Consider the following 21,062-nt stretch of genomic DNA (forward strand, 5'->3'; position numbering starts at 1 on the left):
TTGAAAAAACAGTTTCATAATGAAGAGGTTATCAAAAGAGAGCAGGCCCGTATGCAAAATCGGGCCTGCCGTCCGCATTTATACGGAAAAAAAATAACCGTTCCGACAAGAAACGGTTCCATGCATGCATTTATCTACAACAAAGAAAATCTTCATCCGGGATATCTGATCGTAGAAGTCCACGGTGGCGGTTTCATGTACAATACCGCAGCCGATGATGACGACTTCTGCCACTTTATTCACCAGACTCTTGGAATTCCCGTGATCGCATGCGACTACAGCCTTACACCGGAGCATCCTTTCCCAATCGGACTGGAAGATGTCTATGACTGTGTGCTTCATGCTCTTTCTATGAAAGAACTCAAAGCTCAGCCGGACAGAATCATTCTCTGGGGACACAGTGCCGGAGCTAACCTGGCTGCCGGAACCGTCTATATGGCAAGAGAAAACCAGCAGTTCACACCCTGTATGCAGATTCTGGATTATCCGTATATGGATCCATATCGCAGTTCTGCAGAGCGCAGGCCGATCAGGAACTCTGTGTCCGGTAAACTGATGGATACTTTTGCTCACTATTATACAAAATCACCGGACGAGCTTCGGAATGTACTGATCTCACCGATTCTCTATCCTGCTGAGACATTTACAGATATGCCGCGAACCTTTATTCTTCTGTGTGGTCGTGACAATCTGAATGAGGGTGGCAAAAAATATGGTCTCCTTCTCCGCAAAGCAAAAGTTCCCGTAACATTTTATTATGTACGGGAAGCTCTTCATGGTTTTATTGAGAATCATTTTAATTATGAATACATTCCATCCATCACCAAAATGCAGATTACCCGCAGACAGCATGAACTTGCTGAAAAATCGGTGAAGCATATCTGCCGCTGGATTTCCAGGCAGATTAAAGATCTGTAGTTGCCCGCAGGATAAGATTGCCCGGAAAGACTACTTTATCTTCGATTTCCCTTCCATCCAGTTTCGCAATAATGATCTCTGCTGCTTTCTGTCCGATCAGTCGGATTGGCTGGCTGATCGTCGTCAGAGGCGGCTGGATCAGCGAACTGAGTGAAATATTATCAAATCCGATCACATTTACCTGTTCAGGTATGCAAACCCCGTCCTTCTGAAACTGCTGCACACATCCGATTGCCAGAGCATCTATCGCTGCGATCACTGCTTTTGGTGTTTCGTCAAGTCCCTCATAGTACTTCGCCGCTTCCGCCCCAAGCGCAATATAATCCGGTTCTGTGCTCTGTTTTGCCTGATAGACATATTCTTCCCTGAAAGGGATTCCACAGTCTCTTAAGCCCTGCTGATAGCCCTCATAACGGTCTTCTATGACACTGATATCCGTGGTATTACGAATGTATCCGATTGTTGTACGCCCCTTCTCATAAAGGTAATGTACCGCCTCCCGGTTACTCTCAAATCCGTCTGTATAAACATAAGAAACCTGTTCGTCCTCCTGGAACAGATGATTCGTATAAACGACCGGAAGCTTCTGCGAAAGTGTCCGCAGATAATTCAGCATTTCTTCACTGTTTGAATAGGTATTATAAATAATACCATCGACATTTCTCTTTAAAATTTCTTCTGTATATTCAATTTCAGAACGGCGGCTTCTTTCTGTATTGCAGACAAACACCATGTACCCGTACTTCAGCGCAATATCCTCCACGCCTCTGAAAAGTTCGTTATAAAAGATATTTGTATATTCCGGCACAACCATCGCAATCGTCTTTGTCTTGCCTGTACGGATTCCCTGTGCCAGATAGCTCGGTGTATATTTTAGCTCCCGGATTGCCTTTTCTACAGCTTCGCGGGTTGCTTCCTTTACTCCGCTTTCTCCATTCAGAACTCTGGAAACTGTTGACTTGGAAACACCTGCCGCTTTCGCCACATCAAAAATTGTACTCATAGATTTTTCCTTCTGTTCCACGTTTCTTCTACTTACTTTATTGTACTGAATCTCATCACGCTCGTCAAACAGATTTGTGCACTATCTGCCTTATATTAATATTTTTTTCATCTGGAAGAAACTTCTTTTTTGTGGTACTCTAGGTAGGTACATTTACATAGTTAAAACTATATATTTATAATTTATGATTCAGAATTTTTGATTCAGAAGGGAGAACAAAATGCTTCAGGATGATTATATACTGCGCCAGATTCGCGAAATGGTGCGCGCTGTCATGAAAATGTTATTTCAGGTAAATGCTTCCGAGCTGACTCCGGAAGTCATTGAGGATAAAGATGCAAGACAGATACTGGATTCTCTGACTTCACTTGCCGATGATGGTAAGATTGATGAAGCCGAAAACAGATTATATGAGATAACCTGTGACGGGGACCGTCAGAATCTGAAGATAGGCCTTCTTTTCTATTATGAACTGAATGGAAAAGATGATGAATTTCTCGAGGCCAATAACTTCAGCCGCGAGGAGATCATGATGGGAATTCAGGATCTCGCAGAACGCTATAATTTAAGCGGAATTGCGGAGGCTTTCCGTACTGAAATTCTGTAAATCAGGAGCGATACATAATGAACAAAAAAGAAATATCCGAAATCAAAAAGCAGTTTTCACCGGCCAACTGTGCGATCACACGTATCTGCGGCTGTTATGTTGACGGTGAAAAGAATAAAAAAACAGAACTGAAAGAGGCATTTCTCTCTCTTTCCGAGGAAGAAATGTTCAAATACTTTGAAATATTCAAGAAAACTCTTTCCGGCACAGTCGGCAAAAACCTGATCAACATGGAGTTTCCTCTCGACCAGGAAAAAGAGGGCGGCACACAGGAATTTCTTATGAAACTCCGCGGCAGCAAACTTCAGGACAATGCCATTCTGGAAGAATTTTATGATAAGATTATCGAAAACTATGATTACGGCGAGAATTATTACATTATCCTGATCCATGCTGTCTACGATATCCCGGGCAAGTCCTCAGACGGTCAGGAAATGTTTGATGCTTCCGATGAGATCTACGACCATATCCTCTGCAGCATCTGTCCGGTCAACCTTTCCAAGGCAGGGCTGTGCTACAATGCAGAGACAAATAATATCGAGGACCGTATCCGTGACTGGATCGTGGAGATGCCGGATCTTGGTTTCCTTTTCCCTGTATTCAACGACCGCAGTACAGATATTCACGGACTTCTGTATTATACCAAAAATGCCGAGCAGCTTCGCAGCACTTTCGTAGATGAAATGTTCGGCTGTACAACCCCGCTCTCCGCAGGCGGGCAGAGAGATTCTTTTAATGCTCTCGTAGAAGAAACTCTCGGAGATGACTGTGCCTACGATACCGTTATGAACATCCACGAAAAGCTCAACGAATGGGTGGAAGCTCAGAAGGATTCTCCGGATCCTGCTGTTCTGACCAGGCCGGAAGTAAAACGTCTCTTCGAAGAATGTGGTGTGGAAGATGAAAAGCTTGAAACATTTGACCAGTCTTACGAGGCAATTGCAGGCGAAAACGCTTCCCTTATGGCCTCCAATATCACCAATACACGCCGTACAGAGATCAAGACACCGGATGTTGTGATCCATGTCGACCCGGACCGTGCGATGCTGATCGAGACACAGGTTATCGACGGACGCAAATGCATCGTAATCCCGATGGAAGGAGATGTCGAGATCAACGGAATCCACGTTTCCGGTGGAAACGGCGGAAGTTCTGAAGATGAGCCGGAAGAATTCTGATTTGTATCTGGTTTTACTAAAAAAGGATGGCAGATTCTGAACCTGTCATCCTTTTCTTATGCTATTTTATTTTTCGTAAATTCCATTTACAGTAACATCAAATACTGCTTCCTTGCCGGCAAGATCCGTTGCCTGATAATCATCCGGGAAAGTAACTGTAACTTCTACCTTATCTCCAGGATGTGCACCGATCAGCTGCTCTTCGAAGTTATCAATGTATGAACCGGAACCGATCACCAGATCTGTGCCGTTTCCGTCTGTACTTCCACCGTCAAATGCAACATCATCAATCTTTCCTACATAGTCAATGTTGACTGTATCGCCATCTTTGACTTCAAGAGAAGTATCTGTGCTGTAAGCAGGTGATTCGGTCACAGCAGGTGTCTCAGTTGCATCTGCTGCTTCTGTTACCTCCGGTGTCTCGGTTGCATCTGCTGCCTCTGTTACCTCTGGTGCTTCAGTTACTTCTGCGGCCTCGTCAGTAGTGTCTTCTGCTGCTGTCTGAATTGTGAATTTATGATTGTCTGTAACTTTCAGTGTCTTCAGAACTTTCTTCTCGACTTTGATGTCCGCTTCATCCATCCATTTGTCTGTAGTCTCTGTATACAGCTCATTTTCTCTGGTGGAGATAATGGATTCTTTCTTTGTAGCTGTCGCATCTTCATCGTTTACTTTGTCAAGTCTGACTACATAGTAAGAGGAATCTGTCTCAATAACATCCGGTCCGACTTCGCCGTCTTTCAGTGTACGGAGAACCTTCATTACCTCATCCGGATAATTACCGGAAGATGCTGTAGTCTCATCTTCGTCATCAGAGTCCTCTTCTGCCGCATCTTCATTTGTATCAAAAGATCCGCTTAATACTGTATAAGAGTCATCTACGGATTTTGCAATTTCGCTGAAATCTCCGTCCGGATCTGCATTCAGTCCGTCAAGAATTTTCTGTGCATCTTCTTTTTTCTGTTTGATCTCATCATCACTCAGGTCAGAAGTGCTGATGCTTACATAGTTAAAAGAAGACTGCTGTGCTTCCTCATCAGAAACGTTCTTGTCTACATCAGCAATGATTGGATCATGCATTCTGCTCTTATATGTCTCAAGTTCCAGATATGTCTTCACCTGATCTTCTGTAACTGCCAGAGTTTTCAGGGTGTCTTCTGTATTTGCACTCATAAAGGCTGCTGCCGCATCGGCAATTGCCTTCTCATCATCTTCTGTGATCTCTACATCATAATCAGCCGCTTTTTCCTTAAGGATACACATCAGCTCAATATCTTTCAGTGCCTGCTCTACTGCCTGCTCGCCATAAGTCTTGCCTTTCTCTGCCTCTGTACCCCAGATAGAATAATCAGATCCGCCCATAAAGCTCTTGTACATGGCCTCTGCCTGCGCCTGACCCTCTCTGACAGAAAGGCTTAACATACCAAGTGGGATTTCTGTACCATCTACAGTTGCAACTGTCTTTGTTCCATCTAATGCTTTTTCACCACAGCCTGTGAGCATTCCTGCTGCCATCACACCGGCAAGAGCTACAACTGCTGTTTTCTTTGTCATTGTTTTCATCTTATCCTCCATCACTGCATGAATTCATATAAATAAGAGTATAAACTTTTTTCACCGACAGGGCAAGGAAAATCACAAAAAGCGGTCATTTTCACTGATATTTCACAGTTTATGCTCTCCATGCAGCCGGTTTTATTCTTCTACAAGCTGTTCAAGCTCCGTCAGAAGATCCGTGAGGGCTGTCAGCACATTTCCGCTTCCCTCCGGTGTAAATAAAATCTTCGGTTCCTGCTCGTTTTTAAATTGCAGGCCGCGTCTGTATTTCTGCATCAGCGCAGGGATTCCGGTCGGATTCAGTTTTGCATTTTCATACAAAGTGATCTTCATATCTCTTCCAATCTGCTTGATTTCTGTCACATAGCAGCGGTGTGCAAGTGCTTTCATCCTCGCGATAGAAAGCAGATTCATTACTGCCTTCGGCATCTCACCAAAACGATCCAGAAGCTCTTCCAGCATATCATCATAATCCTGCTGCGTCTCAATTCCGGCAATTCGTTTGTAAATATCCAGCTTCTGATATTCGTTGCTGATATAAGAATCCGGGATAAATGCATCCATGTTCAGATCGATTGTTGTCTCGAAGTCCTCCATGGTATGAATACCTTTTGCCTCTTTGACCGCCTCGCTGAGCATCTTGCAATAAAGGTCATATCCGACCGCATTCATATGTCCATGCTGTTCCGCGCCGAGAAGATTTCCCGCTCCTCGAAGCTCAAGATCACGCATCGCAATTTTGAATCCGCTTCCGAGATCCGTATATTCACGAATTGCTGACAGTCGTTTTTCTGCTGTTTCTTTCAGCATGGTATTTCTGCGGTACATCAGAAACGCATATGCCGTACGGTTTGAGCGTCCGATTCTTCCTCGCAGCTGATAAAGCTGTGAAAGTCCATAGCGGTCTGAATCATGGATGATCATGGTATTTACATTGGAAATATCCAGGCCTGTTTCAATGATCGTAGTCGAAACCAGTACATCGATATCTCCGTTGATAAATGCAAACATAACAGCTTCAAGTTCACGCTCACTCATCTGCCCGTGTGCAAAATCCACTCTCGCATCCGGAAGAAGTTTCGCAATTCTGGCAGCCACATCTGCTATATCATTGACACGGTTGTACACATAATATACCTGCCCGCCTCTTCGAAGTTCACGGTTAATTGCCTCACGGACGGTTTCTTCATCATACTCCATAACGTACGTCTGGATCGGTACACGATCCATCGGCGGCTCTTCAAGGACACTCATATCGCGGATACCGATCATGCTCATATGAAGGGTTCGCGGAATCGGTGTTGCCGTCAGTGTCAGTACGTCAATGTCTTTTTTCAGCTGCTTGATTTTTTCTTTGTGGGCCACACCGAAACGCTGTTCCTCATCAATGATCAGAAGACCGAGGTTCTTGTATTCCACATCCTTTGAAAGTACACGGTGCGTGCCTACAACAATATCTACCTGCCCTTTCTTAAGATCTTCGATGGTCTTTTTCTGCTGTGCAGGTGTACGGAAACGGCAGAGCAGTTCCACACGTACCGGAAACTCTTTCATTCGCTGAATAAAAGTATTATAAATCTGCTGTGCAAGAATCGTTGTAGGAACAAGATAGACTACCTGACGACTCTCCTGCACCGCTTTAAATGCGGCACGAAGCGCAACTTCTGTCTTGCCGTAGCCGACATCCCCGCACACAAGACGATCCATGATCTTTGTGCTTTCCATGTCCCGCTTCGTATCTTCGATAGCAGCAAGCTGATCCTCCGTTTCCTCATACGGAAACATTTCTTCAAACTCCCGCTGCCAGACCGTGTCAGGACCACAGACATAGCCTTCTTTTTCCTGACGGACTGCATAAAGCTCGACCAGTTCACGGGCAATGTTGCGAACCGCACCTTTGACCCTGGATTTGGTCTTTTTCCATTCCTGACCGCCAAGACGGTTCAGCTTCGGAGGCTTCGCAGTCTCTGCCCCGGAGTATTTCTGCAGTGCATCAAGCTGTGTTGCAAGAATATAGAGATTGCTTCCGTTTCGGTATTCAATCTTGATATAATCCTTCGCGACTTTGTCGACAGCAACCTTTTCGATACCACGGTAAATGCCGAGTCCATGCTTTTCATGGACAACGAAATCACCGATTGACAGCTCGGAAAAGTCCTGAATACGCTTCCCGTTGTATTCTTTCTTCTTTTTGCGTTTCTTCTGTTCTTTGCCAAAGATGTCCGTCTCTGTGATCACGGCAAATTTGACCATCGGATATTCAAATCCTTTTCGCGCATGGCCATAAACAACCATGATCTCACCGGGTTCCAGAATACGTTCTGAATCCTGTCCGTAAAAAGCACTTAAGCCTTCATCCTGCAGATCTTTTGCAAGACGCTCTGCACGGGTTCTCGAGCCGGAAAGAAGCACAATCCGGTATCCCTCTTTTTTATACTGTTTCAGATCCTTGACCAGAAGCTCAAAACTGCTCTGGTAAGAATTCATGGATTTTACGGTCAGATTGAACTGCCCTGTAATTTTCCATCCGGATTTACGCGGATCAAGAAGCGAAAGCCCGATACAATTACGTCCGTTGAGCTTTTTGCACAGTTCTTCCCAGGAACACATCCAGTTACCGGAAAGTGTCGTCTCGCCTTTTTCCTGACGGTTCCGGCAGCTCTGCTGAAATTCTTCTTCGACTGCCTTCGCATTTTCTTCCAGATGATTTAATTCATCCAGAAAGATCATCGAATCTCCGTCTTTAAAATAGTCGATAAAAGTAACTCCGCCTTTTTCGATCGGCTGCTCTGCTGCCGGATAGATCATGATCTCATCCAGATTTTCCAGAGAACGCTGACTCTGCGCATCAAAGCTTCGGATAGAATCAATCTCGTCTCCCCAGAGTTCGATTCGCCATGGATTTTCTTCAGTAAGAGAATAAATATCAATGATACCGCCTCTTATTGAAAACTGTCCCGGCATCTCGACCTGACCGACGCGCTCATAACCCATATGGACCAGTGCCGCTGTCAGTTTGTCCATATCAAGACTGCTGTCATTACGGAAATGGATGAGCTGCTTTTCAATCTTTTCCAGCGGAAGCAGGTAATCCATACAGCCGTCAATACTGGTGACGACCGTGATCTCCTCCTGACGTTCCAAAAGGGCACGAATGACCTGCATGCGCTGACGGATCAGAAGGTTTCCGTGAATATCTGCCTGAAAGAAGAGCAGATCTTTTGCCGGATAATAATAGACCCGCTTGTCATAGAAGCGGTAATCCTCGTAAAGATCTTTTGCTGTCTTTTCATCTGCCGCAATTACCAGATGAGATGGAAAAAGCCCGGAAAGCCCATACATAAGATGAGCTTTCTGGGACTCTATACAACCACTGACTTCCAGAATTCCATGATTCTTTTTTGCCTGTTTTTCAATTTCTTCGATCTCTGCAAGACCCTGCAGAGGCTGCAAAAATGTTTTCATACATTCCCCGTTTTCTTGTTATACTCGTTCATGGCTGCATCCACACTGTCCGTCAGGATCAGTTCGACCGCTTTGCACGCTCTTTCCTGCGCTTCTTCAATAAGGGCACGGTCTTCCTTATCAAATCTTCCCAACACATAGTCAGCCAGATCCCAGCCCTTTGGTTTTGCACCGACACCAACCTTGATGCGCACAAAGTTCTGTGTTCCAAGCTGCTGTATGATATGTTTGATTCCATTATGACCGCCCGCACTGCCTTTTTTGCGGATGCGAAGCTGTCCCGGATCAAGATCAATATCATCATAAACGACGATCATTTCTGTCTCCGGATCGATCTTGAAGTAGTTTGCCATCTCCCGGATCGGTCCGCCGCTTAAGTTCATATAGGAAAGCGGCTTCATCAGGATCACCGGCTGTCCGCCGATTCTTCCCTTTCCGTACATGGCATTAAATTTCACGCCAGCCTGCGGAACCTGATATTCTTCCACAAGCTTGTCTATTACATCAAATCCCATATTGTGGCGTGTCGCTTCATACTGCCTTCCGGGATTTCCCAAACCTACAATCAGATACATTCTTATTTCCTCACTGTGTTAATTAAAGTAAACCATCTCATCTGCCAGCGGCTCACAGGGCTCCACGTATTCTGCATCCAAAACAATGCCCTCTTCGCCCTGATATTCGTTACGCTTCTCAATACCGACTTTTGCAGTGACTTCTACCCACTGTCCGGCTGTAAGCTTCGGTGCATAAGCACTCTTGCATACATAACCTAGAAAAGTCGTATCATCTGCACAGCAGGTCATTGCTGTACGCCCCGGAACAAAGAATTTACTTCCCATTCCGCGCGGTTTCATGACTCTTGCTTTGAATTTGACGGTTTTGCCATCGTAATTTTCCGGATGATCCATCGCATCGACAAACCAGATACCATAATCTTCAGGCAGGATCTCGATAACCGGTGCATCCATATCAAACGGCATCTCATCCTGGAAAATATCGCCAAGCTCGCCTTCTTCATCCTCAAAAATGACTTCGGCTCTCTGATTGGCAACTTTGATTCCACGACGGTAGGTCGGAAGCGGATCTTCTTTCTTGCAGCGGTTAAAGATAACCATATCTGTATTTTTGATCATATCCATAAAAATAGATTTCATGTTTGCCATATACATCTGGAAAGTACTGCCATCGACACATGTGATCTGCTGTTCGACTCCCCAGCCTTTCGGAAGCTGCATCTTCTCAAAATTGCTTACCAGCCACATGCCATTATATTCTATGATGACACGCTCCGGCTGATGAAGAATATCCATTGCAACAAGACGGTCTGTTGTAAAATCTTCTTCGTTTTCGATGACTTCCACAACCGTATTGTTTGCTTTCAGAATTGCCGGATCATATTCTTCTTCACCTTCTTCACATAGGATCAGAAGTGTTTTTCCATCTGTGTGAAAGTAATCCTGCCGGATCGTGAAGCTTAAGAACGATGTTTTACCGCTCTCCAGAAAACCGGTCATTAAATAAATCGGTACTGTGATCTCATTCATGATCTGTATTACCCTCCATCTTTACAGGCCAAAAAGTTCAGCCAGTTTGTCCTCTTTCAGTTTGGATCCGATTACGCAGAGACGGCCTGTGTATTCCGGTGCGCCTTCGCGGATCTCTGTTTCTTCAGGAACCATATCAAAGTAGATCCATGTTCCGTCTTCTGCCGGGAGCATACCTTTTGCACGGAGGATGATACCATACTCGTCTGATGCAGAAAGTGCCTCGAGCATTTTTTCAAGATTTTCTCTTGTAAATTTCTTAATTGTCTCACAGCCCCAGCTTGTAAATACTTCATCTGCATGATGATGGTGATGGTCATGATGATCATGTCCACATCCGCATTCATGGTCGTGATGGTGCTCATGTTCTTCGTGATCGTGGTCATGTCCGCATCCGCATTCATGGTCGTGATGATGCTCATGTTCTTCGTGATCGTGGTCATGTCCGCATCCACATTCATGGTCGTGATGATGCTCATGTTCTTCGTGATCGTGGTCATGATGGTGATGTTCACCATGTTCATGCACATGACCGCATTCCGGGCATACTTCCTCTTCTTCCATCAGTTCCTGCGCAAGGGATACCGGATGTTCCATAACATCGAGAAGTTTCTTTCCGTCCAGTTTTTCAATCGGTGTGGTAATGATCGCTGCCTTCGCATTGATCTCACGGAGAAGTTCCAGAGATGCCTGTGCTTTCGCTTCATCTACGATATCTGTACGGCTCATGATGATTGCTCCGGCATATTCTACCTGATTGTTGAAAAACTCACCAAAGTTTCTCATATACATTTTGCATTTCTTTGCATCAACAACAGTTGTGTAGCTGTTCAGTACAAGTCCTGTCTCTTCTTCCACACCCTGTACAGCCTTGATAACATCAGATAATTTGCCGACACCGGATGGCTCGATCAGGATTCGGTCCGGATGATATTTGCTGATTACTTCTTTCAGAGATGCACCAAAGTCACCAACCAGTGAGCAGCAGATACATCCTGAATTCATTTCACGGATCTGGATTCCGGCTTCCTTCAGAAAACCACCATCAATACCGATTTCACCAAATTCGTTTTCAATCAGTACAACCTGCTCACCCTGAAATGCGTCTTTCAGAAGCTTTTTGATCAGTGTTGTTTTACCGGCTCCAAGGAATCCGGAAATAATGTCAATTTTAGTTTTTTCCATGATTGCATTTCCTCTCTTTCTGCCCGAAGACAAAACAGGTTACTGTTTACTCCGTTCACAGCAACCCGGTTATTTGTTTTATATCACTAACTTGCAACGTAATTTAACCAGGAGGCATAAATACCCCCTGGTCTATAGTGTCCACAGAGACTCTTATTATTCATTAAGATCAGCCGTTGATCATGAAGCTGAGAAGTTTGTCGATATCTTCTTTCTCATATGCAACGATCTCAAGTTCCGGGATTTCTCCGCCGGAGAAGATATTTGCAAGAGATACGTACTGGGAAAGTTTGGATTTGAGGTTCAGTCTGTCTCCTTCACCTGTTACCAGTTCTACTTTGCCTTTACAGCTATCTACTACTTCAAAAAATTTGTCAATGTCTTTAATATTTGATACTTTCATTTTTGTTTCTCCTTTCAGAATTTTATTATTTAAATTATATATTTCTTAGCTATCTCATACCTTTCGGTCGCGTTCAGTATAACCTATCTTCACAGAAAAAGCAATGGCTTTTACATACAATTAACCAATGATTTCAACCCCTCTTTTGTACAGGATTAATAAGTAAATACTGCAACTCCATATCCCGGGAGAGAATAATTAAACGAATATTCTCTGTGATCGCATTCCTGTTCTTCTGCTTTGAAGATCTTTGGCTTGTCGAGGAGTCCGTTTTCATCCATGATCAGCTTGTACTGTTTTTTCTTCGGAACTCCTACACGATAATCCGGTCTGTCAACCGGTGTGTAGTTTGCTACAAACAGAAGATTATTTCGCTTCGTCGGTGATTTTCTTATCAGGCTGAAAATGCTTCTGTATGCATCATCCGCATTAATCCATTCAAAGCCTTCCGGATCATTGTCGGCTGCATACAGTGCCGGGTACTTCGTATACATATGAAGAAGTGTCTTCACAAAATTCTGAAGATCCTGATGCTTTTCTTCTTTGAGGAGATACCAGTCAAGTTCTCTCTCCTCACTCCATTCACGGAGCTGGCCGAACTCCTGTCCCATAAACAGAAGTTTCTTGCCCGGATGGAACAGCATAAACGCATATGCAGCTTTCAGATTACGGAACTTATCGTCCGGATATCCAGGCATTTTGTTAAGCATTGAACATTTCAGATGTACAACTTCATCATGAGAAATAACAAGTACATAATTTTCACTGTATGCATACGTCATGGAGAAGGTCATCTTGTTGTGATTGTCTTTACGGAAGTATGGATCCAGTTTCATATATTCCAGGAAATCATTCATCCAGCCCATATTCCATTTCAGAGAAAATCCAAGGCCGCCATCTTCAGCCTTTCCTGTAACCTTTGGCCATGCAGTCGATTCTTCTGCAATCATGACAGTACCATGATTCCTGCCAAGCACAACTGTATTCAGATGTTTAAAAAATTCGATCGCTTCGAGATTTTTATTATCGCCATATTTATTGGCAACCCATTCGCCGTCCTTCTTGCCGTAATCCAGATACAGCATGGATGCAACCGCATCGACACGCAGACCGTCTACGTGGCACTCCTCTATCCAGAAAAGCGCATTGGCGATTAGGAAGTTTTTGACCTCCGGCCGACCGTAGTTGTAAATCTTCGTTCCCCAGTCCGGGTGCTCTCCCTGTCTCGGGTCTTCATGTTCATAAACAGCCGTTCCGTCAAAGTTTGCAAGTCCGTGTGCATCCTTCGGGAAATGTGCCGGAACCCAGTCAAGAATAACACCGATCTTATTACGATGAAGATGGTCAATCATATATTTGAAATCTTCTGCTGTTCCGTAGCGGGAGGTCGGTGCATAATAACCGGTTACCTGATAGCCCCAGGAGCCGTCAAACGGATGCTCTGCGATTCCCATCAGTTCGACATGGGTATAGCCCATCTTCTTCACATAAGCAGCCAGCTCATGTGCCAGTTCGCGATAATTGTAAAAGCCCGGATCGTCCTCATCCTTTGCTTCATGTTTCTTCCATGAGCCGGGATGAACTTCATAAATTGCCATCGGACTCTTTTTCTCATTAAATTCCGGACGGTGTTTCATCCAGGTAGTATCTTTCCATTTATGACTGGAAATATCTGTAATTCTGGATGCTGTTCCCGGACGAAGCTCCGCTTCATTGCCATATGGATCAGCTTTGTAAATTTCCTCACCGTGATAACCAATAATATAAAACTTATAAAGGTCGCCGATTTTTGCCTCAGGTATAAAGGTCTCATAGACTCCGATCGGTCCTGTCTTCTGCATCGGGTTCTTCTGAATATCCCATTCATTAAAATCACCCACTACAGAAACAGATCTGGCATTCGGTGCCCACACCGCAAAATAGACACCTTTTTTGCGTCCTCGCATCGTAGGATGCGCCCCGAGCTTTTTATAAATGTCATAATGGGTTCCCTGTCCGAACAGATACTGATCCAGCTCTGTAAACTGCAACTTCTCTCCCATTCAAACGTACCTCCCTTAATTGTTAATTTGCTACTTTCTGATTCTTCATCGGCATTATGCACATGATTAACGCCGATCTTTTGTGTTTTTATAGACACATTATACCAATCCATATAGTTCCCGTCAATTAAAACAACCAGAAGTCTGTAAGAAAAAAATCACAGAAAACGTTAAAAAAAGAGAACCTGTCAGGCAGAAAAAAATTTATGTATCTCTGCCTTTCATGTCCTCTTTTGTAAGCTGCTTTATTCCGTATTACTCCTCCGAATAATCGCCATCGTCAGAACTTCCGTCATCGGAACTTCCATCATCGTAAGAACCGTCATCTAAAGATTCATCATCGGAAGAACCATCGTCAGAACTTCCGTCATCGGAACTTCCATCATCGTAAGAACCGTCATCTAAAGATTCATCATCGGAAGAACCATCGTCAGAACTTCCATCCGATGTATCTGAACTTCCATCAGTAGATGTATCCGTACCATCTGTGCTTTCATCACCAGATGCATCTGTGGTATTTCCACTGTATCCTGCAACAATTCCCTTCTGCAGAGAGCTGTCCCAGAAATCAGAATAATTGGCATTCTGTAAGGTAACTCCCTTCGCTGCTGCCAGCTCGCTGACAGTCATCAGCTTATATCCTTTCTGCACAAGTTCCGGAATCATCTTGATTGCTGCCTGTACAGAAGGTTCATGAATATCATGCATCAGAATGATAGAACCATCTGTAAGGTCACCATTCATAACTGCATCATAGTCCTTGTTTACATCCAGATAACTCCAGTCCAGAGAATCCAGGGACCATGTGAAGAACGGTTTACCTACCGTAGAAATGATATCATCACTCCAGTTGCCATAAGGTGCACGTGCCACACTTGCTTTCTGTCCACAGGCTTTTTCCAGTGCTGCATCTGTATCGGAAAACTCCTTCGCCACAGAATCCATACTCAGATCATAAAGATTCGGATGATCCCAGGAATGGCTGCCGATCTCACAGCCGATATCCGCCATACGCTGTACTGTGGATTCCCAGCTTCCTACATTCTGTCCAAGCATGAAGAATGTCGCATGTGCATTGTTTTCTTCCAGACAGTCAAGAAGTTCATCAGTGTATTCTCCCGGACCATCATCAAAAGTAAGTGCAATTCGTGTCTTATGCTGACTCGGATCATAAGTACCATCATCGTTGAAATAATAATCATCAAAACCGACTTCCACCCATCCGGTCTTTATGTAACCGTTATCATCAAAGTAATATGTAGAACCATCGATTTCCTGCATACCGCCGGCGAAATATGTACCATCTGCGTTCTGATACCATTTGCCGTTTTCGTCGTCATGCCATCCGGCTGTAAGCTGTGCCGCTTTCGTCAGATCACTCTGGCCTTTGACCGGCTGGCGTATCGCCGCGTTTGTTTCTGTACTCGTATCTCCTGTATCCGTACTGTCCGAACTGCTGTCAGCAGTCGTGCTGTCTGTCTCTGCCTGTACCTGCTGTGGTTTCTCTGTATTTCCGCCACCGGCTCTGTTAATGACCGGAAGAATAATTCCGCGGATTACAAAAATCAGTACCAAAATAACTGCAACGACATATGCACCCTTTTTCATCATCTGCCGCCGTCTTATCTGTTGTTGCTTTTTGCGCATTCGTTCGCGCAATACCCTCTTATCCATTGACTCCACCTGCTGTATTTTCTATATCTTTTCTCTTCTTATTATCATAACGCATTTAATTCTGAAATACAATGACAATTCCTGATCTGCTTTCACTAATCCTGCACAGAATTGTCACTAACTGACAGGTGATTAAATAACTCTCTTTAATTCAAGATTTTCACTTGCAAGCAGTAAATCCGCCTGCTTTCCGATTCGAATAGAACCAACACGGTCAAAGATTCCAATACTTCTGGCAGGATTTGCGGTTGCCGCCATTATCGCCTGTTCCAGTGGAATTCCAAATTCTACGGCTTTGCACATACATCCATAAAGATTCGTCGCAGAACCGGCAAGCGTACCATCTTTCAAAACTGCTTTTCGATCCTTAACGGTTACCTCCTGTCCGCCAAGCTCGTATGTACCATTTTCCATCCCTGCCGCACGCATGGAATCGCTGATGAGGATCACACGCTCCGGTCCGAACATCCGAAATGCTGCGCGGATCGCAGACGGATGAATGTGATATCCGTCGCAGATCATCTCAACCATGCACTCCGGATCATCCATTGCCGCACCGATCAGTCCCGGCGCTCTGTGTCCAAAAGGCTGCATCGCATTGTAAAGATGCGTAACATGATGCGCACCAAGCTTCATTGCTCTTGATGCGCAGTCATAATCTGCTGCTGTATGTCCCAGTGAAATGCAGACTTCTTCGTGCATTTCCTTTATAAATTCTTCTGCGCCGTCCATATTCGGAGCAAGTGTAACAAGACGCACCAGACCATCGACATCCTGATTCAGTTCTCTTACAAATGCCACATCCGGTGCTGCGATCCATTTCTCAACATGTGCGCCCTTTTTGGCTGGATCAAGAAACGGACCTTCCATATTGATACCGACAACTTTGGCTCCTTCTTCTGTCTGTGCGCCTTTGATTGAAGCAAAGATCTGGCGGAGTCGTTCTTTGGGAAATGTCATCGATGTCGGGCAGTAGGAAGTAATTCCGCAGCTTCTTTCGTACCGGAGGATTTTCTTAAGTCCTTCCGGATTTCCATCGGAAAAATCTTCTCCAGCCGCACCATGACTGTGAATATCCACAAGACCCGGCAATACAAGAAGTCCTTCTGCATCTATGATTTCTCCGTCGTCCTGATATTCTGCTTTGTCTACCAGACGATGGGCATTGACATAAAGTGTCTGTTCCAGAAAGCTTCCATCCTCCTGAAAGACCTTTCCGCTTTTTATAATCATTCTTCGGCTACCTCATCTGTATCATCTGCTGTATCCGTATCCTCTGCAGCAGCTTTATCTTCAGCATCGTCTCCTGCTTCGATCGTGTACTCAGCTCCATCTTCCATTTTCAGATCATAACCTTCGTCTACCGCATCCGCATCATCACCTGCTACTTCTGTGACATTTGCATTGTCAACGATAAAACGCTCCACACGCAGAAGAGCCAGTGATTCATTCACTTCCTGCTCCCCATATAGCGCAATCATCTCGTCAATGCTTGTGAATCCATATTCCTCAATCAGGTCATCTTTTAAGTTCTGAGTTTCTTCATCATCAATGCTGAGTCCTTCTGCATCCATGATTCCCTGCACGATCAGATTCTGTTCTACTTTGGACTCTGCATACTGCTGACATTCTGACTCATAATCTTCCTCTGACATTCCCTGCGATTCCAGGAAATCAGCCATCTCCATACCGGCATCTTTCACATATTTTTCATTGAGTTCCTGATAGGATTTCTTCGCTGCATCAACATCTTCTTTCGGATAATCTTTGATTTCGGAAGCTGCCTGTACTTTATTCCATGCATCACTGTAAAGCCCATAATCTGCGGTCTGCACGGCTGTGTCTTCGAGCTGTTTCTTAACTGCCTCGCGGTATTCATCTACTGTCTTATACTCTGTATTCTCAGCTACCCATTCATCAGTCAGTTCTGCCGGACGGGTAAATTTCTGAAGTGTAACTTTAAATACAACTGCTTTGCCTGCTACGGATTCTTCATAATAATCGTCCGGGAAAGTCAGATCCAGTTCTTTTGTTTCACCGGATTTCATTCCGACAATGCCATCCTCAAATCCGTCGATCATCTCACCATCACCAACCACAAGCTCATAATCTTCTGCAGAACCACCGTCAAATTCTTTGCCGTCAATGGTTCCTGTAAAATTGATCGTTACTGTATCACCGTTTTCTACAGTACCGTCTTGTACTTCTGTTCCATTATCTTCCAGATCATAATTGATCTCTGCCTGAACATCGTCATCTGTGACAGTCTGTGAAGTACGGGTAAGTTCCAGTCCCTTATATTCACCTATTGTCACATATTTGGAAACATCTTTGACAGAAACCAGTCTCTTTCCTTCAGAAGAAGCAGCCTCCTTTGTATCTGTATCGGTGCTGTCTTTCTCTGAATCTTCACTGTCCTTTGTATCGGTTGTTTCTGTGGTCGTTTTTTCTGTATCAGATGATTTGCCGCATGCGGCCGCGGAAACCGCCATACACATAATTAACATTGCAGCTACTGCTTTTTTCTTCATAATAAAACTCCTTTCATTTATCCTTACATCGGAGGTACCGGTGTCGGTCTGGAAGAATCCCATACATCAGCCACATCAAAGAGGTCACTGAGCATTTCCGGATTGTAATACATGCGATATCCATCGAGATTTCTTCTTCCCTGACGGAAATACTGGTCTGTGATCTGTACAAAATACTGGCTGGAATCTACATTACAGAAATAATCATATCCTGCGCTCTTGTAATACTGGAATTTCGGGTTGTCTGAAGAATATCCTGACCAGTCTCCGATGTCGGCGCCAAACGCAAAGATAACCATATCAGTGTCTCCGAGAATCGGTGCAACATAGGATTTCCATTTCTGGTCATCCGTCTTAAGATCTTCTGCTGAACGTTCCGTTGCATTCATATGTCCCCATGTGTGGCTTGCAAATTCCCATCCTTCTGCCTTCATGGCATCTGCAACTTCTGTCGCATCCGCCACATCCTGATCATAGTCAAAATCCGGATTGTCCTCCAGGAATTTCTTCTGGTCATCCTGTAAGTTCTCACCGGTCTTGTAGGCAATATCGGTTCTGTATCCAAGCACTCCGTTGTATCCGGTCATAGCAAGGATTCCCTTGCGTCCGTGCCATGAAAAATCCGGATGTTCCCTGATAAAGGTATCCAGAAGCGGCACCAGATCATAATCACCGACGGAAACGCTTCCGTCTGCTTCGATGTATTCGTTCTTTACTTCTCCGTTCTCATCCAGAACCAGTTTCGATGCGCAGCCATCACCATCCATGTAGTGATAATAGCTGACATCATCCTGTGAAAGAACAAATGGAATCTTGCCTTCCGGCACCATGATCTTGCCACGGCTCATCGTACCATCATCATTCACTGTCGCCATATCATGTGGACTTACCAGAACATATCCCTTGTCATACATGATCTGAATGATTTTATTGAACTCACTGACTGTCGTCATTACCTGATTATAATTTCCTGATTTTGAATCACCGTCAAAAGCTCTGCCTGTATCATCGATCAGCGTGTGAAAAAATACATGTGTGATCTGCTCCAGTGGATATTCCACCAGTGTGGATTTGGCAATCTGGCATTTTGCTGCAAGATCCATATAATCTTTATTTGTATCAAAATCATCCTGCTGTTTCAGAAGTTTGATTGCTTCATCATAATTGTACTGCTGGTACATCAGCGTTGCCTGATCCAGCACCGAGCCCTCACTCTCTGAAGTATCATCCTTCTTATCTGAATCCTTTTTGGCTGCTGAAACAGTCTGCGTAAGTCTGTTTCCGATGTCTGTCGGGAAATGACCTCCGCCTGCCAGAACAGCCGCTGTCAGAACAGCCGTCAGTATCATTGCTCTTTTTTTCATCTCATTGTTCCCCTTTACTTATCATCAGCCCATTGGCGGCACCGGTGTCGGTCTGGCAGGATCAAACACACTCTTTGCATCAAAGAGATCCTCCAGGAGTTCCGGATTGTAATACATACGGTATCCGTCTAAATTTCTTCTCCCCTGACGGAAATACCGGTCTCGTATCTGTACAAAATATTTGCTTGAATCTACGTTGCAATAATAGTTATATCCCATACTCTTCAGATATTCAAACTTATCTCCGGAATAATCTTCTGCATCTGTAAGATCCGTTCCGAACGCAAAAATAATGATATCCGTTCCACCGATCAGCGGATCCACATTATCCTTAAATTTCTGCGTATCTGCCTGCAAAGTCTCCAGTGAGATCTGTCCGATATTCTGATGTCCCCATGTATGACTTGCAAACAACCAGCCTTCTTCTTTCATGGCATCGGCGACTTTTTTGGCACCTTCCCGTTCTTTCTCAAGACTGAAATCCGGATGACTGTCAAGCCAGTCAACCTTGTTCTGATCAAGGTCATCGGGTCTTGTTTCATAGCTCTGATCTGTACGGTAACCAAGGATGCCATTGTATCCGGTGAGCGCCACAATTCCCTTTGCTCCTCTGTAGGAAAAATCAGGGTGTTTCTCAACAAAACGATCGATCAGCGGCACCATATCATAATCCCCGATTGAAATACTTCCGTCATCTTCAACATACTCATTACGGACCTTGCCTTCATCATCTACCACAAGCTTCGTTGCAAATCCGTCACCATCCATGTAGTGGTAATAGCAGACATCATCCTGCGATAATACAAACGGGATTTTACCCGGCGGAAGAAGAATCTCGCCCGGTGTCATCGTACCGTCATCGTTCGCCTTAGCCATATCATAGATACTGACCATGACATAACCCTTTTCATACATGGTCTCCGTGATCTTGTTGAATTCATCGATCGTTGTCATGACCTGATTGTAATCCGCTTCTTTATAATCACCGTCAAAGGCTTTAGACGTATCTTTGATCAGTGTATGGTAAAAAACATGCGTCACTTCTTCCAGCGGCCATGAAGTACAGGAATCTCTGTCTGATTCGTATTCTTTTACCGCATTCTGCATGTCGGTATTGCTTTCATAATCTGACTGTTTCTTAAGAAGATCGATCGCACCCTGATAATCATACTGCGTGGCCAGAAGCTTCGCCTGCTCCATTGCTCCCGGTCCCTGCTGTTCTGCCGGGACTTCCTGTGAATCTTCTTTCTTCTGTACTTTTTTCGCGGAAGATGCTGACTGTGTACTGCCGTGACGGATAAAACCAGCAATGCCATTCACAGCCCCTGCTACTACCACGAGCGTAATAATACCTGTCGCCCCAAGGATCATAAGCTTTTTCCTGCGTTCCCTCTTCTGGCGTCTCAGTCTGCGCTGACGGCGTCTCTCCCTCAGCTCACGGTCTATATCATCAGTCATATCCGTATATCCGCTCTCCCGGTCTGTATCTGTATTTTTGTTCTCTGTCTCTTTCATACTAACTCCCTGTATGGTTTATTCTGTAATTCCTAGTATACCCGTAAATCGGTGTATTTTATTACAGCCTGCT

16 protein-coding genes are annotated in these 21,062 nt (G+C 44.5%); 3 read left to right on the top strand and 13 right to left on the bottom strand.

Annotated features, from left to right (window positions below; translation table 11 throughout):
• Positions 1-918, top strand: a complete 918-nt coding sequence (locus H8Z79_RS10075; RefSeq protein WP_118039986.1) for an alpha/beta hydrolase fold domain-containing protein — start codon at positions 1-3, stop codon at positions 916-918.
• On the opposite strand, the gene H8Z79_RS10080 is transcribed toward H8Z79_RS10075, so the two are convergent.
• Entirely contained in the window at positions 905-1,921 is a 1,017-nt protein-coding gene (locus H8Z79_RS10080) for a LacI family DNA-binding transcriptional regulator (protein ID WP_118039984.1), read from the bottom strand. The two genes, H8Z79_RS10075 and H8Z79_RS10080, sit on opposite strands and share 14 nt — an antisense overlap.
• A gap of 220 nt (positions 1,922-2,141) precedes the next feature.
• Here H8Z79_RS10080 and H8Z79_RS10085 point away from each other — a divergent pair, with 220 nt between their 5' ends.
• Both H8Z79_RS10085 and H8Z79_RS10090 read left to right on the top strand, forming a co-directional pair.
• Positions 2,142-2,528, top strand: a complete 387-nt coding sequence (locus H8Z79_RS10085; RefSeq protein WP_118039982.1) for a DUF6483 family protein — start codon at positions 2,142-2,144, stop codon at positions 2,526-2,528.
• Between the two features lie 17 nt (positions 2,529-2,545).
• Positions 2,546-3,706, top strand: coding sequence for a DUF4317 domain-containing protein (locus tag H8Z79_RS10090; RefSeq protein ID WP_015541603.1), 1,161 nt, complete (start codon positions 2,546-2,548; stop codon positions 3,704-3,706).
• Positions 3,707-3,772: 66 nt separating this feature from the next.
• On the opposite strand, the gene H8Z79_RS10095 is transcribed toward H8Z79_RS10090, so the two are convergent.
• The 12 genes from H8Z79_RS10095 to H8Z79_RS10150 all read right to left on the bottom strand — a co-directional run bounded on the left by H8Z79_RS10095 (position 3,773) and on the right by H8Z79_RS10150 (position 20,989).
• Entirely contained in the window at positions 3,773-5,269 is a 1,497-nt protein-coding gene (locus H8Z79_RS10095) for an FKBP-type peptidyl-prolyl cis-trans isomerase (protein WP_118039980.1), read from the bottom strand.
• A 132-nt stretch (positions 5,270-5,401) separates the two neighbouring features.
• Complete coding sequence (gene mfd / locus H8Z79_RS10100) at positions 5,402-8,728, bottom strand: transcription-repair coupling factor (RefSeq protein WP_118039978.1); 3,327 nt, start codon at positions 8,726-8,728, stop codon at positions 5,402-5,404.
• Positions 8,725-9,303 (bottom strand): aminoacyl-tRNA hydrolase, encoded by a 579-nt coding sequence (gene pth / locus H8Z79_RS10105; RefSeq protein WP_015541600.1) that lies wholly within the window; start codon positions 9,301-9,303, stop codon positions 8,725-8,727. The genes mfd and pth overlap by 4 nt, the downstream gene beginning before the upstream one ends.
• A gap of 18 nt (positions 9,304-9,321) precedes the next feature.
• A complete protein-coding gene (locus H8Z79_RS10110) occupies positions 9,322-10,275 on the bottom strand; it encodes a TIGR03943 family putative permease subunit (RefSeq protein WP_118039976.1) in 954 nt (317 codons plus the stop codon).
• 21 nt (positions 10,276-10,296) lie between these two features.
• Entirely contained in the window at positions 10,297-11,460 is a 1,164-nt protein-coding gene (locus tag H8Z79_RS10115) for a CobW family GTP-binding protein (RefSeq protein WP_118039974.1), read from the bottom strand.
• Positions 11,461-11,629: 169 nt separating this feature from the next.
• Complete coding sequence (locus H8Z79_RS10120; RefSeq protein ID WP_072522356.1) at positions 11,630-11,863, bottom strand: polya polymerase; 234 nt, start codon at positions 11,861-11,863, stop codon at positions 11,630-11,632.
• A 155-nt stretch (positions 11,864-12,018) separates the two neighbouring features.
• Positions 12,019-13,905 carry a 1,4-alpha-glucan branching protein GlgB gene (glgB, locus tag H8Z79_RS10125; protein ID WP_118039972.1) on the bottom strand — a complete coding sequence of 629 codons (1,887 nt, stop codon included), beginning with the start codon at positions 13,903-13,905 and terminating at the stop codon, positions 12,019-12,021.
• A gap of 255 nt (positions 13,906-14,160) precedes the next feature.
• Positions 14,161-15,579, bottom strand: a complete 1,419-nt coding sequence (locus tag H8Z79_RS10130; protein WP_118039970.1) for a polysaccharide deacetylase family protein — start codon at positions 15,577-15,579, stop codon at positions 14,161-14,163.
• 132 nt (positions 15,580-15,711) lie between these two features.
• Positions 15,712-16,812: an N-acetylglucosamine-6-phosphate deacetylase gene (nagA, locus tag H8Z79_RS10135; protein WP_118039968.1), complete on the bottom strand. Its 1,101-nt coding sequence runs from the start codon at positions 16,810-16,812 to the stop codon at positions 15,712-15,714.
• Complete coding sequence (gene tig / locus H8Z79_RS10140; protein ID WP_118039966.1) at positions 16,809-18,110, bottom strand: trigger factor; 1,302 nt, start codon at positions 18,108-18,110, stop codon at positions 16,809-16,811. The genes nagA and tig overlap by 4 nt, the downstream gene beginning before the upstream one ends.
• A gap of 23 nt (positions 18,111-18,133) precedes the next feature.
• A complete protein-coding gene (locus H8Z79_RS10145; protein WP_118039964.1) occupies positions 18,134-19,474 on the bottom strand; it encodes a polysaccharide deacetylase family protein in 1,341 nt (446 codons plus the stop codon).
• A gap of 24 nt (positions 19,475-19,498) precedes the next feature.
• Positions 19,499-20,989, bottom strand: a complete 1,491-nt coding sequence (locus H8Z79_RS10150) for a polysaccharide deacetylase family protein (RefSeq protein ID WP_118039962.1) — start codon at positions 20,987-20,989, stop codon at positions 19,499-19,501.
• Positions 20,990-21,062 lie beyond the last annotated feature (73 nt).

This window comes from Blautia intestinalis (genome assembly GCF_014297355.1).
GTDB lineage: Bacteria > Bacillota > Clostridia > Lachnospirales > Lachnospiraceae > Blautia_A > Blautia_A intestinalis.

What these genes read in the sequence shown, in the direction of transcription:
- H8Z79_RS10115 (WP_118039974.1), bottom strand. Translation starts at nt 11,460, where the DNA reads ATGGAAAAAACTAAAATTGACATTATTTCCGGATTCCTTGGAGCCGGT.
- tig (WP_118039966.1), bottom strand. Translation starts at nt 18,110, where the DNA reads ATGAAGAAAAAAGCAGTAGCTGCAATGTTAATTATGTGTATGGCGGTT.
- pth (WP_015541600.1), bottom strand. Translation starts at nt 9,303, where the DNA reads ATGTATCTGATTGTAGGTTTGGGAAATCCCGGAAGGCAGTATGAAGCG.
- H8Z79_RS10090 (WP_015541603.1), top strand. Translation starts at nt 2,546, where the DNA reads ATGAACAAAAAAGAAATATCCGAAATCAAAAAGCAGTTTTCACCGGCC.
- H8Z79_RS10120 (WP_072522356.1), bottom strand. Translation starts at nt 11,863, where the DNA reads ATGAAAGTATCAAATATTAAAGACATTGACAAATTTTTTGAAGTAGTA.
- H8Z79_RS10150 (WP_118039962.1), bottom strand. Translation starts at nt 20,989, where the DNA reads ATGAAAGAGACAGAGAACAAAAATACAGATACAGACCGGGAGAGCGGA.
- H8Z79_RS10085 (WP_118039982.1), top strand. Translation starts at nt 2,142, where the DNA reads ATGCTTCAGGATGATTATATACTGCGCCAGATTCGCGAAATGGTGCGC.
- H8Z79_RS10095 (WP_118039980.1), bottom strand. Translation starts at nt 5,269, where the DNA reads ATGAAAACAATGACAAAGAAAACAGCAGTTGTAGCTCTTGCCGGTGTG.
- mfd (WP_118039978.1), bottom strand. Translation starts at nt 8,728, where the DNA reads ATGAAAACATTTTTGCAGCCTCTGCAGGGTCTTGCAGAGATCGAAGAA.
- H8Z79_RS10110 (WP_118039976.1), bottom strand. Translation starts at nt 10,275, where the DNA reads ATGAATGAGATCACAGTACCGATTTATTTAATGACCGGTTTTCTGGAG.
- H8Z79_RS10080 (WP_118039984.1), bottom strand. Translation starts at nt 1,921, where the DNA reads ATGAGTACAATTTTTGATGTGGCGAAAGCGGCAGGTGTTTCCAAGTCA.
- nagA (WP_118039968.1), bottom strand. Translation starts at nt 16,812, where the DNA reads ATGATTATAAAAAGCGGAAAGGTCTTTCAGGAGGATGGAAGCTTTCTG.
- H8Z79_RS10130 (WP_118039970.1), bottom strand. Translation starts at nt 15,579, where the DNA reads ATGGATAAGAGGGTATTGCGCGAACGAATGCGCAAAAAGCAACAACAG.
- H8Z79_RS10145 (WP_118039964.1), bottom strand. Translation starts at nt 19,474, where the DNA reads ATGAAAAAAAGAGCAATGATACTGACGGCTGTTCTGACAGCGGCTGTT.
- glgB (WP_118039972.1), bottom strand. Translation starts at nt 13,905, where the DNA reads ATGGGAGAGAAGTTGCAGTTTACAGAGCTGGATCAGTATCTGTTCGGA.